The sequence below is a fragment of the Janibacter sp. GXQ6167 genome, from assembly GCF_041365945.1.
In the GTDB taxonomy this organism is placed as follows: Bacteria; Actinomycetota; Actinomycetes; order Actinomycetales; family Dermatophilaceae; genus JBGFSK01.
Map to the genome: position 1 here is coordinate 172,307 of NZ_JBGFSK010000003.1, position 13,745 is coordinate 186,051.

11 protein-coding genes and 1 riboswitch are annotated in these 13,745 nt (G+C 69.9%); of the genes, 1 reads left to right on the top strand and 10 read right to left on the bottom strand.

Features of this window, described 5'->3' with window-relative positions; translation table 11 throughout:
- Nucleotides 1-16 precede the first annotated feature (16 nt).
- The 5 genes from AB8K43_RS05785 to AB8K43_RS05805 all read right to left on the bottom strand — a co-directional run bounded on the left by AB8K43_RS05785 (nucleotide 17) and on the right by AB8K43_RS05805 (nucleotide 4,311).
- The gene (locus tag AB8K43_RS05785; protein WP_370892388.1) at nucleotides 17-415 is read right to left on the bottom strand and encodes a universal stress protein; all 399 of its coding nucleotides are present in this window, start codon (nucleotides 413-415) and stop codon (nucleotides 17-19) included.
- 95 nt (nucleotides 416-510) lie between these two features.
- Nucleotides 511-1,638, bottom strand: a complete 1,128-nt coding sequence (locus AB8K43_RS05790; protein WP_370892390.1) for a homoserine O-acetyltransferase — start codon at nucleotides 1,636-1,638, stop codon at nucleotides 511-513.
- An 18-nt stretch (nucleotides 1,639-1,656) separates the two neighbouring features.
- Nucleotides 1,657-1,767, bottom strand: a riboswitch (SAM riboswitch).
- A 59-nt stretch (nucleotides 1,768-1,826) separates the two neighbouring features.
- Nucleotides 1,827-2,966 (bottom strand): DUF4192 domain-containing protein, encoded by a 1,140-nt coding sequence (locus tag AB8K43_RS05795; RefSeq protein WP_370892392.1) that lies wholly within the window; start codon nucleotides 2,964-2,966, stop codon nucleotides 1,827-1,829.
- A gap of 99 nt (nucleotides 2,967-3,065) precedes the next feature.
- Nucleotides 3,066-3,491, bottom strand: a complete 426-nt coding sequence (locus AB8K43_RS05800; RefSeq protein WP_370892394.1) for a YkvA family protein — start codon at nucleotides 3,489-3,491, stop codon at nucleotides 3,066-3,068.
- A 121-nt stretch (nucleotides 3,492-3,612) separates the two neighbouring features.
- On the bottom strand, nucleotides 3,613-4,311 hold the full coding sequence (locus tag AB8K43_RS05805; protein ID WP_370892396.1) for a hypothetical protein: 699 nt from the start codon (nucleotides 4,309-4,311) through the stop codon (nucleotides 3,613-3,615).
- A 157-nt stretch (nucleotides 4,312-4,468) separates the two neighbouring features.
- Here AB8K43_RS05805 and AB8K43_RS05810 point away from each other — a divergent pair, with 157 nt between their 5' ends.
- Nucleotides 4,469-6,148 carry a DNA polymerase gene (locus tag AB8K43_RS05810; RefSeq protein WP_370892398.1) on the top strand — a complete coding sequence of 560 codons (1,680 nt, stop codon included), beginning with the start codon at nucleotides 4,469-4,471 and terminating at the stop codon, nucleotides 6,146-6,148.
- On the opposite strand, the gene AB8K43_RS05815 is transcribed toward AB8K43_RS05810, so the two are convergent.
- The 5 genes from AB8K43_RS05815 to AB8K43_RS05835 all read right to left on the bottom strand — a co-directional run bounded on the left by AB8K43_RS05815 (nucleotide 6,145) and on the right by AB8K43_RS05835 (nucleotide 13,704).
- Nucleotides 6,145-7,062 (bottom strand): PAC2 family protein, encoded by a 918-nt coding sequence (locus AB8K43_RS05815; protein WP_370892400.1) that lies wholly within the window; start codon nucleotides 7,060-7,062, stop codon nucleotides 6,145-6,147. The genes AB8K43_RS05810 and AB8K43_RS05815 overlap by 4 nt on opposite strands.
- A 96-nt stretch (nucleotides 7,063-7,158) precedes the next feature.
- On the bottom strand, nucleotides 7,159-10,914 hold the full coding sequence (gene hrpA, locus AB8K43_RS05820; RefSeq protein ID WP_370892402.1) for an ATP-dependent RNA helicase HrpA: 3,756 nt from the start codon (nucleotides 10,912-10,914) through the stop codon (nucleotides 7,159-7,161).
- A gap of 29 nt (nucleotides 10,915-10,943) precedes the next feature.
- Nucleotides 10,944-12,002, bottom strand: a complete 1,059-nt coding sequence (locus AB8K43_RS05825) for a hypothetical protein (protein ID WP_370892404.1) — start codon at nucleotides 12,000-12,002, stop codon at nucleotides 10,944-10,946.
- Nucleotides 12,003-12,015: 13 nt separating this feature from the next.
- Entirely contained in the window at nucleotides 12,016-12,321 is a 306-nt protein-coding gene (locus AB8K43_RS05830) for a hypothetical protein (RefSeq protein ID WP_370892406.1), read from the bottom strand.
- 63 nt (nucleotides 12,322-12,384) lie between these two features.
- Entirely contained in the window at nucleotides 12,385-13,704 is a 1,320-nt protein-coding gene (locus AB8K43_RS05835) for a bifunctional o-acetylhomoserine/o-acetylserine sulfhydrylase (protein WP_370892408.1), read from the bottom strand.
- Nucleotides 13,705-13,745: the final 41 nt, after the last annotated feature.

The window sequence follows — 13,745 nt, forward strand, 5'->3', positions numbered from 1 at the left end:
ACGCGCGTCGGGCTGCTCAGCGAGCCTTCACAGCGAGCACATCGCACGGGGCATCGAGCAGCACGCGCTGGGCGTTGGAGCCGAGAATCAGCTTCCCGACCGGGGTGCGCCGACGCAGCCCGATCACGATCAAATCCGCGTCGGTTTCTTCCGCCACCGCGATCAGGTCGTCCGCCGGCTCCTTGCCGCGCACCAAACCCCGCACCTCGACGTCGATGCCGGAATCGGCCAGTTCGTGGCGCAGATCGTCAAGGGTCTTCTCCTTGCGCAGGGCCGCGTCGCCGCTGAGGCTCGACCCGCCACGATCGGAACTGATCACCACGAGGTTCTCGCCGCGCAGCCGACACTCGGCGACCGCGCGCTCCAGGGCGGCACGGCCCTCCTTGGTCGAGACATATCCCACGACGATTGCCATCGCTGACTTCTCCTTGTCCGCTCTACCTGCACCTGGCCTGCAGGATGACGCTACACCGGGTACCCAGCGCCGCGCAGGATGCGGCGTCGCCCAGGCTATCGATCGAGCAGTTCGGCGAAGAGGGCTGCGACCTGGTCGGGCTCGGTCAAGAACCCATCGTGTCCCACATCGGTCACGATCGAGCGCAACACCGTCCCGGGGCGAGCCTGCGCGATCTCTTCGGACAGCCGGGGTGGGTAGAGCCGGTCGGAGGTCACCGACGCGACGATGAGGCGCCCGTCGAAACCGGCGAGGGCCCCCCGAAGGCCACCGCGGCCGCGACCGATGTCGTGGGAGTTCATCGCCTCCGACAAGACGATGTAGCTGTTGGCGTCGAAGCGACCGGCGAGCTTGGCCCCGTGATGATCGAGATAACTCTCGACGGCATAGCGCCCGCCGCGGCTCGACGCGGGCCCGCCCTGCTCGCGACGACCGAACCGGTCGTGCAGTTCGATCTCGCTGCGATAGGTCACGTGAGCGATCCGGCGGGCGATCGCGAGACCAGCGTCGGGGCCTTGCTCGGCGTCGTAGTAGTCCCCGCCGGCGAACCACGGGTCGTTACTGATCGCGAGGATCTGCGCCTGGCACCACCCGATTTGCTCGGCGGTCGCGTAGCCCGTGCTCGCGAGGACGAGCGCCGCCTCGACCCGCTCGGGGTAACTCGCCACCCACTCCAGGGTCCGCATCCCGCCCATCGAGCCGCCGACGACGGCCGCCCAGCGGTCGACCCCGAGGCGATCGGCGAGGAGGGCCTCGGCCCGCACCTGGTCACGAATCGTGACGTAGGGGAAGCGACTGCCCCATGCCTCGCCATCGGCGGCAATGCTCGACGGGCCGGTCGATCCCTGGCAGCCACCGAGCACATTGGCGGCGACGATGAAGTAGCGATCGGAGTCCAGTGGAGCGCCGGCCCCGATCAGCCCCTCCCACCAACCCGCGGTGGGATGGCCGGGCCCGGCCTCACCGACGACATGGCTATCGCCGGTCAGGGCATGCTCGATCAGGATCGCGTTGGATCCATCGGGTGCGAGCTCACCCCACGTCTCATAGGCGAGGACCACGTCGGGGAGGCGATCTCCGCCGTCGAGTTCGATCGGGCCGAGCGAGGCGAAGAGGCGTTCACCTGGGTGGTCGCCGTCGCGCCACGCGCGGGTGGTAGTAGGGGGTACGGAGGTAATACTCATCGTACGAAGCTCCCGGGAGACTCGCGGTTGCCTCACCACCGCGGTGAGACCGGGTCATCACCCGGGGCACCCCATCGCGAGGAGGGTTGCCGCCCAGCAAGCCGGGGCTTGACGCTGGAACTCATGACCTGCCGACCACTATAGCCACCGCCACCGGCCAGGTGTCAGCCCCGCCGTCCACCATGCGGTCAGGCGATCTCCTGCATGGAGACCCCGTTGCTCACCAGGTGGTACATCATCGCGGCGAGCCGGTGCGCGGGATCCACGCTCAAGGCCTCCTCCAGGCACGACACGGCCCGAGGTCCATCTCCCACCCACCACCAGAAGTGAGCGAGCACGACGAGCAGGTGGACCGCGTCCGCCGGGGCCACTCGACGCACCACGGCTGCGAGCCGCTCCCCCACCAGGGCGACCTCTCCGGCATCGACCTCTTCGCGAGAGAAGGGAGTGAGAAGCATCCCAAGGGGACTCGAGCGCGCCGCGACGGACCAACTGCACGCGCGCGTCGCGACCCGGGCGTCACGAAGATAACGCGGCGCGAAGCGATCCATCGGCATCGTCTCCGGCGCGAGAGAACCCATCAGAGCATCACGCCACTGCCGGTCCACCAGCGACCCAACCGCCCCGGCGAGCACGTCGTCGTCGAGCTCGTCGACGGCGAGCGCATCGGCGCCAGGATCGAGGATGGCCTGCCAGGCCCGCGCGATGGAGCGGCCGGTGAAGACATTCCAGGCCGGCCCATCAACAGTCAGCCCGCCGACCCCACCGGCGGCATCGATCTGCGCCAGGAAGCGACTGGCCTCAGCGGCGATCCGCCCAGGGGCTACGAGGAGGCCGGTCCCAGGGCGCACTTGGCCGGAGACCGCCTCGCGGTCGGCCAGCGGGACGCAGCCGCGCAGGACGAAACTCGCGACCGCCGGCACGCGATCGGCGGGTGGGAGGTCCTCACCCTCTCGAGGGCAACACCCGTCTCGACACTCAGGGGCGTACCACCGGCCGTCCCGCACGACGATGCTCTCGACCACGGGCAGCCGGCGGGCTCGCGCCCGAGCCGCGACCGCGCGGCGAAGGGCGTTGCACGCGCCTTTGGCCTCTTCGTAGCCCACCACCACGATGGCGTCGGCGCGGTGAGCGAGGGCGCGCTCGATGAGGTCCGCGGCGAAGGGGCGGGGGTTGTCGTGCTCCGGGATCAGGTCATGACGTTGGAGCAGGCCGACCCGCTTGCCCTCCAACGCGGCCACCACGACCGAGTCCCTGGGGTGAAAGCCGAGCATGTACGGCAAGAGCACGGCGAGGTCGGCGGCCTGGCTGACGCGGGTTCGTTCCATCCACGCAGCGTGCTCGGCTCAGCAGCGAGGAACGACCCGCCTCGGGGCCCGGTGGATACCCGCACCCGCGTGGTGAAGTCGGTGGACCACCGAGGTGAGTTAGCCGTCCTCGCGCACGACGTGCGAGCGCACCGTCTGCCACGCGGGATCCCCGGGCTTGGACTCCCCACCGCCCGGCCAGGTGCCGGACGAGGCCGGAGCCATCCCCTTCTCCCACGCGAGGAAGTCCTCGGTCTCGTTGACCAGGGCCACCGCGAGCCAACTGAGGACGAGGGCGTCGTCGGCGAGGCCAACGATGAAGAGCAGCCCTTCGGGCATGAGGTCGATCGGCGAGACGACATAGGCGACCCCGGCCATCATCATCGCGAGGCGAGCGGAGCTCACCCCCGTGTAGGCGCCGGAGCGCACGGCGCGCACCATCCGTGGGACGGCGCGCAGGCGCTGCCAGAGGCCCGGCGATCCCGGTCGGGACGCGGCGCGGACCGCGCCATAGAGCTGCGAAGCGTTACGGGTTGCAGAAGCCATGGTGGCCCCCCTTTGGTCACGAGGATGGTGCCTCAGTCCTCCGGCCGCCTGGTAGACGGCGCGAAGCAGCACTCACCAGGTCCCAACGATCCAGCGTGCGGACGAGATTCCGGGGGCTTCGTTACGACTGGGTCACGATGCGGTCGGTCCGCGGGAACTCTTGCTTGACGTTGGTCGCGATCTGGTTGTACATCCACGAGTCGACGCTCGCGCCGATCCCGCCGCCGACGACCGGGATGTACTTCCCGAAGCGGGTGAGCGCCGAGCTCCCCGCCTTCGTCACGAGGCGGAATCCGATGGCCTTGTTGACCACCATCAGCGCCGGCCCGGGCAGTTGCTTCAGCGCCATCGAGGTGACCTTGCCCGAGGGCGCCACGAGCCCGGCCTTGCCCAGGATCTCGGCGGCGTCCGCGCCGACGAGGGAGAGCAGGACTGCCGAGCGAACCGCCGGATCGGTGATGTCATAACCGCGCAACTTCGCCACCGCGGCCGCCATCCTGGTGGCGACGACGTAGAAGCCCAGGATGTTCGCAGGCATCGCGACCGGCAGCACGATGAAACCGCCGAGGCCGGTGATGAAGCCATTGCCAGCGACCAACTTCAGGTGCGAGCGCTGCACCTCTTTGATCGCCTTGTCGGCGTTGCCCTTGTGCTTGGCGAGGGCCGCATCGGCCACCTCGGACGCGGAGTCGAACGGGCCCTTGCCGTCGATCCCCACCTGCAGCAGGTTCTCGACGAGAGAAGCCGCCACGGCGCTCTTGGGGCCCTTGGTGCTCGCGGCAACCTCGGTGCCGGGGTGATCGCTCGACTGACGTGCCACCGGGTGACTCCTTAGAAAAAGACGATGACTTCGGGTGTGAAGACAACACGACATCGTGCCACGTCAGGGACCGGATCGACCTCGCACCGAAGGGTGATCTCCGCCCGGTCGTCGAAGGGGGTCCCGCAGTCTCGGCGCGGCGGTAGCGTCTCGGGGCGTGAGCTCCTTCCGCGCGATCAGCCTGTCCCTCGTGGGATCGGCCGAGGTGATCGGCGCGATCGCCGACGAGTCCGGGACCGAGGAACTCACCGCGACCGTGCCGGAGGTGTCCGCGCTCCTTGCGGACCCCAGCGTTCGGTGGGTGATCTGGTCGGCGGCCGCTCTCCGCCCGCTCATCGACGCCGGAGCCGCGGTCGCCCGTGCGTGGGAGATCGCTGAGGTCCACCGGCTGCGACACGGCGGTTGGGACGCCGACCCGGCCCTCATCTGGGCGCTCCATCGCGGGCTCGACCCCGCCTCTCGCCCGCCAGCCCTCGCCGATGATCTCTTCAGTGCGCTCGCTGGCTTGCCCGGCGGGGATGAGGTGCTGATGACGACGGGGCATCTTCGACCCGACGCGCTCACCGGCGCGTGGCTCACGACACCCGCGCGCCACGCCGCTTGGGCCCAGGCAGCCTGGGAAGTCGCCTCGGCGCAACGCGATGCCCTGAGCGACCCGCGCCATCTCGCCGCCGCCCACGCCGAGTCCGCCGCTGCGGTGCTCTGCGTGGAGCTCGAACGCGATGGGCTCCCGATCGATCGAGCCACGATGAGCGCCCTCATCACCGCGGCGGCCGGTCCGCTCCCCCGCGACCACGCCGCGGAGCTCGTGCACCGCGCCGAGCGGGATGCTCCGGTCCTCGCGAGCGTCCCCGGCGTCGGACGACTGGACCTCAGAAACCCTGCCCAGGTGCGCCAGTTGCTCTCCCTGGCGGGGATCGATGTCACCGACACCCGGCGGTGGACCCTCGAGGCGCATCGCGGCGAGCATCCCGTCATCGCGGCGCTGCTGGATTGGCGACGCCGCGAGCGGATCGCGACGACGTACGGATGGGGCTGGCTTGCGCGCCACGTGGGGGCCGACGACCGGCTCCGCGGAGCGTGGAGCGCCTCGGATGGGGCCGCGGGACGGATGACCGCCCAGGCGGGGCTGCACAATCTGCCCGCGGAGCTCCGGCCAGGGGTCGCCGCCCCGGCCGGGTCCGTCCTCATCCGATCGGACCTCGGGCAAGTCGAGCCCCGCGTCCTCGCCGCGGTCGCGCGAGACGATGCGCTCGCCCGCGCCACCTGGGCCGATGACCTCTACGCCCCGGTCGCCGAGCGGCTCGGCGTCGCGCGCGAGGTCGCCAAGATCGCGGTCCTCGCGGCGATGTACGGCCAGCGCAGCGGTGCAGCGGGCGATGCCCTCATCGGGCTCGAGCGCGAGTACCCCGTCGCGATGCGTCACCTTGGGGCGGCTCAGGAGGCCGGACGCGAAGGGCGAAGCGTGCAGACCTATGGTGGCCGCCGGGTTCGGGTCGCCATCCCGAGCCCCGGCGAGCCGGCACCGGCCGCCGCGGCGCGCGGGCGGTTTGCCCGCAACGCCGTGATCCAGGGGTCCGCCGCCGAGTTGTTCAAGGCATGGGCGGCGTCCGTGCGGGTGGCGGTGCGCCCCCTTCATGGCCGAATCGTCCTGTGCCTGCACGACGAACTGCTCGTCGAAGTCCCCGCCGAGAATGCCGACCAAGCGGCGGCCGCGATCGAGAGCACCCTCACCGAAACCGCGCGCTGGTGGCTGCGCGGCTACCCGGTGCGCTTCGTCGCCGACACCACCATCGTGCAGCGGTGGTCGGAGGCTAAGCCGGCTCCCCGGGCTTAGCTCCGAGGCGGCTCTTCGTCACCGACGGTGCGCAGGAAGTCCTCGAACTCGGCGCCAATCTCGTCGGCCGAGGGGATGTCATCGCCCTCGCTCGCGAGCAGGCTCGGGCGCTCCAGGCCGCGCAGGTGCACGTCGTACTGGCGCTCCAGCGCGGCGACGGCTTCTCCAATCTCGCCGTTCTCGGCGACCTCCTTGGCGATCTCCGCGCGGTTGGTCGCCGCGGCGGCCACAAGGTCGTCATTGGGCAAGTTCAGGCCGGTCACGTCGACGATCGCGTTGAGAGCGGTCAGCGCAGCGTCGTGGAAGGCGGCGCCGGCGAGGTAGTGCGGCACGTGGACCGAAAAGCCGACCGCGTCCTCGCCGGCCTCGCCGAGGCGGAGTTCGAGGAGCGAGGTGAGGCTCGACGGGATCTGGACGCTGCCGAAGACCGGCTTGCGCTCGCCGATCAGGCGCTCGTCGCTGGCATGGGCGGTCATTCCGACCGGGCGGGTGTGCGGCACCGCCATCGGGATGCCGTGCGCGGACACGACGAGGCTGATCCGCAGGCCCGCGATCAGATCACGGATCGCCTCGATCATGGCTTCCCACCGGTAGTCCGGTTCGGGGCCGCTCAGGAGGTAGTAGACCTGGCCCTCGCGGTCGGTCATGCGGTAGAGCAGCAGGGCCGGGTCGTCATAGGTGGTGTACCGGGTCGCCTCGAACACCATGGCCGGACGGCGGCCGCGGTAATCGATCAGCGAATCGATGTCGAAGGAGGCGACGACCTTCGCGTCGCTGCTCTCCAGCAGGTGGTCGACCAAGATGCGCTGGGTGGCACCGGCGTCGATGAACCCGTCGAAGGCGACGATCAGCGGCCCGGGCGTGAGGGACGCCGGGTCGGTGTCGACCTCGAAGCGGAACAGTCGATCGGTCACGAGCTTTCACCCTTTCGCGAGTGGTGCATGAACTGAATTGTCCCAACGACCGTGAGGCCAGGGCCATTCCCCACGCCGTCTCGAAACCCTGTGGCGCTACTCGATCGCGGCGATCGCCTTGCGGATCCGTTGCGGCGAGACCGAACGCCTGGTCCCGAGCTTTTGGGCGAAGAGGGAGACGCGCAGCTCCTCGATCTGCCAGCCGATGTCGACGACGGCCTCCGTGCGCCGAGCAAGCGGGTCGAGGCGCTCGAGCAGATCGGCATAGGCCCCCTCGACATCGTCGATGATCGGCTGCTGGCGCTGGTCGCGGGCGGGATCCTCGGCGGCGCGGTCGAGACGCACCGCGACCCCTTCGAGATAGCGGCGCAGGTCGGGCAGGCGCGCGAGCGAGGTATCGGCGACGAAACCGGCTCGGATCAGGCTCGCGAGTTGGGCGCGGATATCAGCAAGCGTGGCCGCGAGGGCCGGGGCCGTGAGCGACGCGATCCGAGCCTCGATCTGCGCATGGAGGGCGAGGACCGGCTCGACGGCGCGCACACCGGCGAGCACCCGAGCGACGAGGTGGGCTCGAACGGCAGTGAGCGCCGCCTCAAAGGCGGCCTCGTCGCGGACGACCTGGGGGACGTGTTCGGCGACGATGTCATCGACTGCCGCGGCGAGGACGTCATCGAGCAGCGCTGGGACGGACCCGTGCGGGTTGTGGCCGAGGGCGAGCTTTTCGGCGTTGCTGAGGCGTGCGAGGACGCGCTTCCACGGCGGGCTCGTCCCGAGGATCAGCAGGCGGCGCACGCCGACCCGGCGCGCCGCCTCGGCCTGAGCTGCGTCGGGGACGACGCGCAGGGCGACGCTGCTCCCTTCGTCGACCAGGGTGGGGTAGCCGATCACGGTGGTCTTGCCCTGGGTGCGGGTGAAGGTCTGCGGCAGCGTGCCGAGGTCCCAGGTCGTCAGGCCCGTCCGTTCGATCGAGGCACCGGCCTGCGACATGCGCCTTTGAACCTGCCCGGCGAGTTCGGTGCGCAAGACCTCTAGGTCCTTGCCTTCGCCGAGCACGCGTCGGCGCCGGTCCTCGACCCGGAAGGTCACCCGGAGGTGATCGGGGACCCGCGCGATATCGAACTCGCCGGGCGCGACGGTGACGCCGGTGCGCTCGCGCAGGACGCGGCGCAGTTCCTCGGTGATCGAGCCCCGCTCGGGATCGATCTCACGCAGGGCGGCCGCCGCATGATCCGGTGCCGGGACGAAGTGGCGCCGGGTCGCCTTGGGCAGCGCGCGGATCAGGGCCGTCACGAGGTCGCCGCGCAGGCCCGGCACCTGCCAGTCAAAGCCCTCGGCGTCGATCCGGTTCAGCACTTCGACCGGGATGTGCACGCTCACGCCATCGGTCTGCGATCCCGGGTCGAACTGATAGGTGAGCGGCAACTCGATGCCATTGCTCGTCCAGGTGCGCGGGTAGTCCTGCGCGCTCACCGCGGGCGCACCATCGCGGGTCAGCAGGTCCTCGGTGAAGGTGAGCTGGTCGGGGTCCTCGCGGCGCGCCCCCTTCCACCAGCGGTCGAAGTGGCGGCCGGAGACGACCTCGGCGGGGATGCGAGCGTCATAGAAGGCGACGAGATCCTCATCGTCGACGATCAGGTCGCGGCGGCGGGCCCGGTCCTCTAACTCCGTGAGGCGCGCGAGCGTGCGCCGGTTGGCGCGCAAGAAGGCGTGCTCGGTGTCCCATTCGCCCTCGACGAGAGCGTGCCGGATGAAGAGGTCACGCGAGGTCTCGGGGTCGATCCGCCCGTACGCGACGGTGCGACCGACGACGAGGGGCACGCCGTAGAGCGTGACCCGCTCGGTCGCCTGGGCCGACCCGGCCTTGCGGGACCAGCGCGGCTCGGAATAGGAGCGTTTGACCAGGTGCGCCCCGAGTCGCTCGGCCCACGCCGGGTCGATCCGGGCATTGGTGCGGGCCCAGAGCCGGCCCGTCTCGACGAGTTCGGCCGACATCACCACGTCGGGTTGGCGGCGGAAGAGGGTCGAGCCCGGCTGGATCGCGAAGCGAGCGCCCCGCGCTCCGAGATAGTCGCGCCGCGCTTCGTCGCGCACTCCGATGTGGGAGAGCAGCCCGGAGAGCAGGGCCTGGTGAATCGTTGCCCAGTCGGGGTCGGAGCCCTCCGCGCTGGTCCGCGAGCGCGTATCGATCTTCTGCTCTTTGGCCGCGCGCCGCAGCTGGGCGTGAAGGTCCTGCCATTCGCGGACGCGCAGATAGTGGAGGAACTCGCGGCGGCACATGCGCCGGAAGGCACTGCCGGAGAGTTCGCGCTGTTGCTCGCGAAGGTACTGCCAAAGGTTCCAGTAGGACGCGAAGTCCGAGTGCGGGTCCTTAAAGCGCGCGTGCGATTGGTCGGCCTGGGCGCGCTGCTCGAGGGGGCGCTCGCGGGGGTCTTGAATCGACATCGCCGAGACGATGACGAGGACCTCGCTCACGCAGCCGAGGCGGTCGGCTTCGACGAGCATCCGCCCGAGCCGGGGGTCGAGCGCGAGCCGGGCGAGGGTGCGACCGGTCCGGGTGAGGCGCGGCCGCCCCCTTCCGCCGTCGATCGCATGGAGCTCTTCGAGGAGCCGCACGCCGTCGACGATCTGGCGGGGGTCCGGCGGTTCGACGAAGGGGAAGCGCGCGATATCGCCGAGCCGCAGCGCGGTCATCTGCAAGATGACCGAGGCGAGGTTGGTCCGCAGGATCTCCGGGTCGGTGAACTCGGGGCGCGCGTCGAAATCCTCTTCGGAGTACAAGCGGATGCAGATGCCGTCAGCGAGGCGGCCGGAGCGCCCGGCCCGCTGGTTGGCGCTCGCCTGAGAGATCCGCTCAATCGGGAGGCGCTGGACCTTCGTGCGTTGGCTGTACCGCGAGATCCGAGCGGTCCCGGTGTCGATCACATAGCGGATGCCGGGGACCGTCAGCGAGGTCTCGGCGACGTTGGTTGCGAGCACGACGCGGCGACCCCGGTGAGGGGCGAAAACGCGGTGCTGTTCGGCGGCGGAGAGCCGCGCGAAGAGGGGCACGATCTCGGTGTCCGGAAGATTCATGCCCGTGAGCGCGTCGGCCGCGTCGTTGATCTCGCGCTCGCCAGAGAGGAAGACGAGCACGTCTTGGGGACCGCCATCGCGCGACGCCGGGTCGGTCCACAACTCCTCGACGGCCTCGCAGATCCCGGTCACCTGATCGCGCTCTTCGTCCCCATCGGGATCGACCAGCGGGCGGTAGCGCACCTCGACGGGATAAGTCCGCCCGGAGACCTCGATGATCGGCGCCGGGACGCCGTCGGTGGCGAAGTGGGCCGCGAAGCGCTCGGGGTCAATCGTCGCGGAGGTGATGATCACCTTCAGATCGGGTCGGCGAGGCAGGAGCTGGCTTAAGTACCCGAGGATGAAGTCGATGTTGAGGCTGCGCTCGTGGGCCTCATCGATGATCAGCGTGTCGTAGCGGCGCAGGTCCCGGTCGCGTTGGAGCTCGTTCAGCAAGATCCCGTCGGTCATCACCTTGACCGCGGTGCGCTCCCCCGATTGGTCGACGAAGCGCACCTGGTAGCCGACCAGGTCGCCAAGGGGGGTGTTCGTCTCGTCGGCGATCCGCTCGGCGACCGAGCGGGCCGCGATCCGGCGCGGCTGGGTGTGACCGATGCGGCGGCGGCCCAGGTCGAGACAGATCTTCGGCAGCTGGGTGGTCTTGCCGGAGCCGGTCTCTCCGGCGACGACCACCACCTGGTGGTCTCGGATCGCGGCGGCGATGTCGTCCTTGCGATCGACCACCGGGAGGTGCTCGGGGTAGCCCAGGTCGACACCGTCGAGCAGGTCGGGATCGGGCATGGCCCGTAACGATACGTCAGCGCGCCGCGTCACTCGCCTTCTTTTCGGCGGCTCCGGCGCTCGGCGAGCCTTTTGCGTCCGGTCTCCACCCGGCCCACCTGGCGATCGACGAGCCGACCGGTCCTGATCGTGAGGGCCCCCGCCATTAAGGCTTGGGTGCGCCGGTCTCCCCCGGCGACGGCCTGCCAGTCTGCGAGGATCGCTCTGGTCTCCTTCACCTCGGGGATCTTGCCGAAATGGCGAGTGAGCCGGCGCGATCCGGTGGCAGGGATCACCAACCAGGGCTTGTTGATCGATCCTGGTCTCACCTTCCACGGACCCTTCAGGCGCAGCAGCGCCCGACCGGCAAGGCGCGGCGCAACGTGGTCGGCGGCGTGCCCCAGGGTCTTGCGGCCGAGCCCGCTCCAGGTGCCTTCGTCCCAGGTGATCTTGCGGGTGAGGTCGCTACCGGTCCCGGCGATCCCGAGGGTGACCACCGCCCCACCGACATAGGGGACCTTGGTGAGCACACCGGCCACCGGAGCGACTCGGTCGCGAGCGGTCCCGACCCCCTCGATGAGGTCGTAATTCCACGAGTCGGCCAGTCCGTCATCACGAAGACCGTCCAGCCTGCGGACGACGGGGCTCTCGCTGGCGAGCAGGCCCTGAGCGCGTCGGGTGAAGCGACGCAGAGCAGATTCGCGCAACCGTCGGTGGCGCGCGAGCGCCGTCATCACCTGATCATGATCGGGGTGATCCGGACCGATCGCTCGCTCGCGGGCCTCCAGTCGGCGCACGGTCTCGTCTTCGTCGTCAAGGGCGCGGCCGTCCTCGCGCAAACGCCGCTGACCATCGCGCAGGGTCGGGACCCAGGTCGAGATCGCTGTCGCGGCGCCCTCCCACCGCAGGGCAACCTGCTCCAAACCGGTCGGGACATCACCGATCAGTCCCGCGAAGGCCTCCCCTGCGGGGGCCTGCCAGACCGCCGCGATGCGCAGATCCCGAAGGATCCGTGCGGCGGCCCGCATCGTCTCCGCGCGCCGATCCAGGTCGCGGGCGAGGGCGTCGAGATCGTCCGGCCGAGCATCGAAGACCCCGCAGTCGCTCACCGGGTACCTCACCTCACCCGACACGTCGACCACCGACGAAGCCGTTGTGAACCGATGACTCCGCCTGCAGATAGCAGGCGCCGGCTTGCCGCGCGGCCGTGGCGAGCGACTCCAGCCCGGTCACCAAGGCGATCCGGCGCTGCTCGAAGTCGCCGACCACCCCGTCCAGCGCAGCGTCGGTGGCCCGGGAGATGAACCCGTAGTCACCACCGCTCGCTGCGGCGGACCGGTCTCGCGACCGGGTGAGGTGGTCGGCGACCTCGCGCAGGGTGCCGCCCAGCGCGGCGATGCCGTCGCCGTCGACGCGGATCGTGGTCATGACCTCCAGGCTAGGCGCGCTCGTCGGCACCTCGACGGTTATCCACAGGCTGCGCGGGCGGGTTTAGCCGGCGGCAGCGGCAAACCCGGTCTCGAGGTCGGCGATGATGTCATCGACGTGCTCGATACCGACCGCGAGGCGCACCAGGCCCGGGGTGACCCCGGCGGCGTAGCGGCCCTCGTCGCTGCCCTGGGAGTGCGTCGTCGTCCACGGGTGGATGGCGAGCGAGCGCACATCACCGATATTGGCGACGTGGCTGTGCAGGGTAAGCGCTTCGACGAAGCGGCGGCCCGCCTCTTCGCCCCCAGCGATCTCGAAGGAGAGCACCGCGCCCGCTCCCCGCGGGGTGTACTTGCTCGCCAGGTCGTAGTACTCATCGCCCTCCAGCGAGGCCCAGCGCACCGACTCGACCTGCGCGTGATCGCGCAGGTACTCGGCGACCGCGCGGGCATTGTCGAGATGGCGCTCGACGCGCAGGCTCAGAGTTTCGATCCCCTGGGAGATCAAGAAGGCGTTGAAGGGCGAGACCGCCGAGCCCAGGTCGCGCAGCAACTGCACGCGCGCCTTCAAGATGAACGACAGGTTCGCCCCGAAGGCGCTCCCGACCCCGAGATCGGGCCCGTAGCGCAGGCCGTGGTAGCTCTCGTCCGGCTCGTTGTAGTTGGGGAACTTTTCCGGGTCGGCGGCGAAGTCGAAGTTGCCGGAGTCGACGAGGACACCCGCGATGGAGGTGCCGTGTCCGCCCAGATACTTGGTGGCCGAGTGCACGACGATGTCGGCGCCGTGCTCGATCGGGCGGAGCACGTACGGCGTTGCGACCGTGTTATCGACGACGAGCGGCACGCCCGCCTCGTGCGCGACCGCGGCCACCCCTTCGATCTCGAGGATCTCCGAGCGCGGGTTGGAGACCGTCTCGCCGAAGAGGAGCTTGGTGTTCGGCTTGATCGCCGCGCGCCACTGCTCCAGGTCACGCGCGTTCTCGACGAAGGTCACCTCGATCCCGTACCGGGTCAGGGTCGAGCCGAGCAGGTTGTACGTGCCGCCATAGAGGGCCGGCGAGGAGACGATGTGGTCGCCCGCTTCGGCGATGTTCAAGATCGCGAAGGTCGTCGCGGCCTGCCCGGAGGCGACGAGGAGGGCGCCCACTCCCCCTTCGAGGCTCGCGATCCGCTGCTCGACGACATCGGTCGTCGGGTTCATCAGGCGGGTGTAGATGTTGCCGAGTTCTTTGAGGCCAAAGAGGTTGGCCGCGTGCTCGGTGGACTCGAATTGGTAGGACGTCGTCTGGTAGATCGGCAGGGCCCGGGCACCGGTCGTCGGGTCGGGCTGCTGACCGGCGTGGACCTGGCGGGTTTCGAAGGCCCAGTTGGCGGTGTCGCTCATGGTGAAGGAGTACCTCTCGTCGCGTCGGTTCCGCGCGCGAG

Coding starts and splice junctions, on each gene's coding strand:
- hrpA (WP_370892402.1), bottom strand. CDS start 10,914: ATGCCCGATCCCGACCTGCTCGACGGTGTCGACCTGGGCTACCCCGAG.
- AB8K43_RS05835 (WP_370892408.1), bottom strand. CDS start 13,704: ATGAGCGACACCGCCAACTGGGCCTTCGAAACCCGCCAGGTCCACGCC.
- AB8K43_RS05790 (WP_370892390.1), bottom strand. CDS start 1,638: ATGAGTATTACCTCCGTACCCCCTACTACCACCCGCGCGTGGCGCGAC.
- AB8K43_RS05800 (WP_370892394.1), bottom strand. CDS start 3,491: ATGGCTTCTGCAACCCGTAACGCTTCGCAGCTCTATGGCGCGGTCCGC.
- AB8K43_RS05785 (WP_370892388.1), bottom strand. CDS start 415: ATGGCAATCGTCGTGGGATATGTCTCGACCAAGGAGGGCCGTGCCGCC.
- AB8K43_RS05795 (WP_370892392.1), bottom strand. CDS start 2,966: ATGGAACGAACCCGCGTCAGCCAGGCCGCCGACCTCGCCGTGCTCTTG.
- AB8K43_RS05830 (WP_370892406.1), bottom strand. CDS start 12,321: ATGACCACGATCCGCGTCGACGGCGACGGCATCGCCGCGCTGGGCGGC.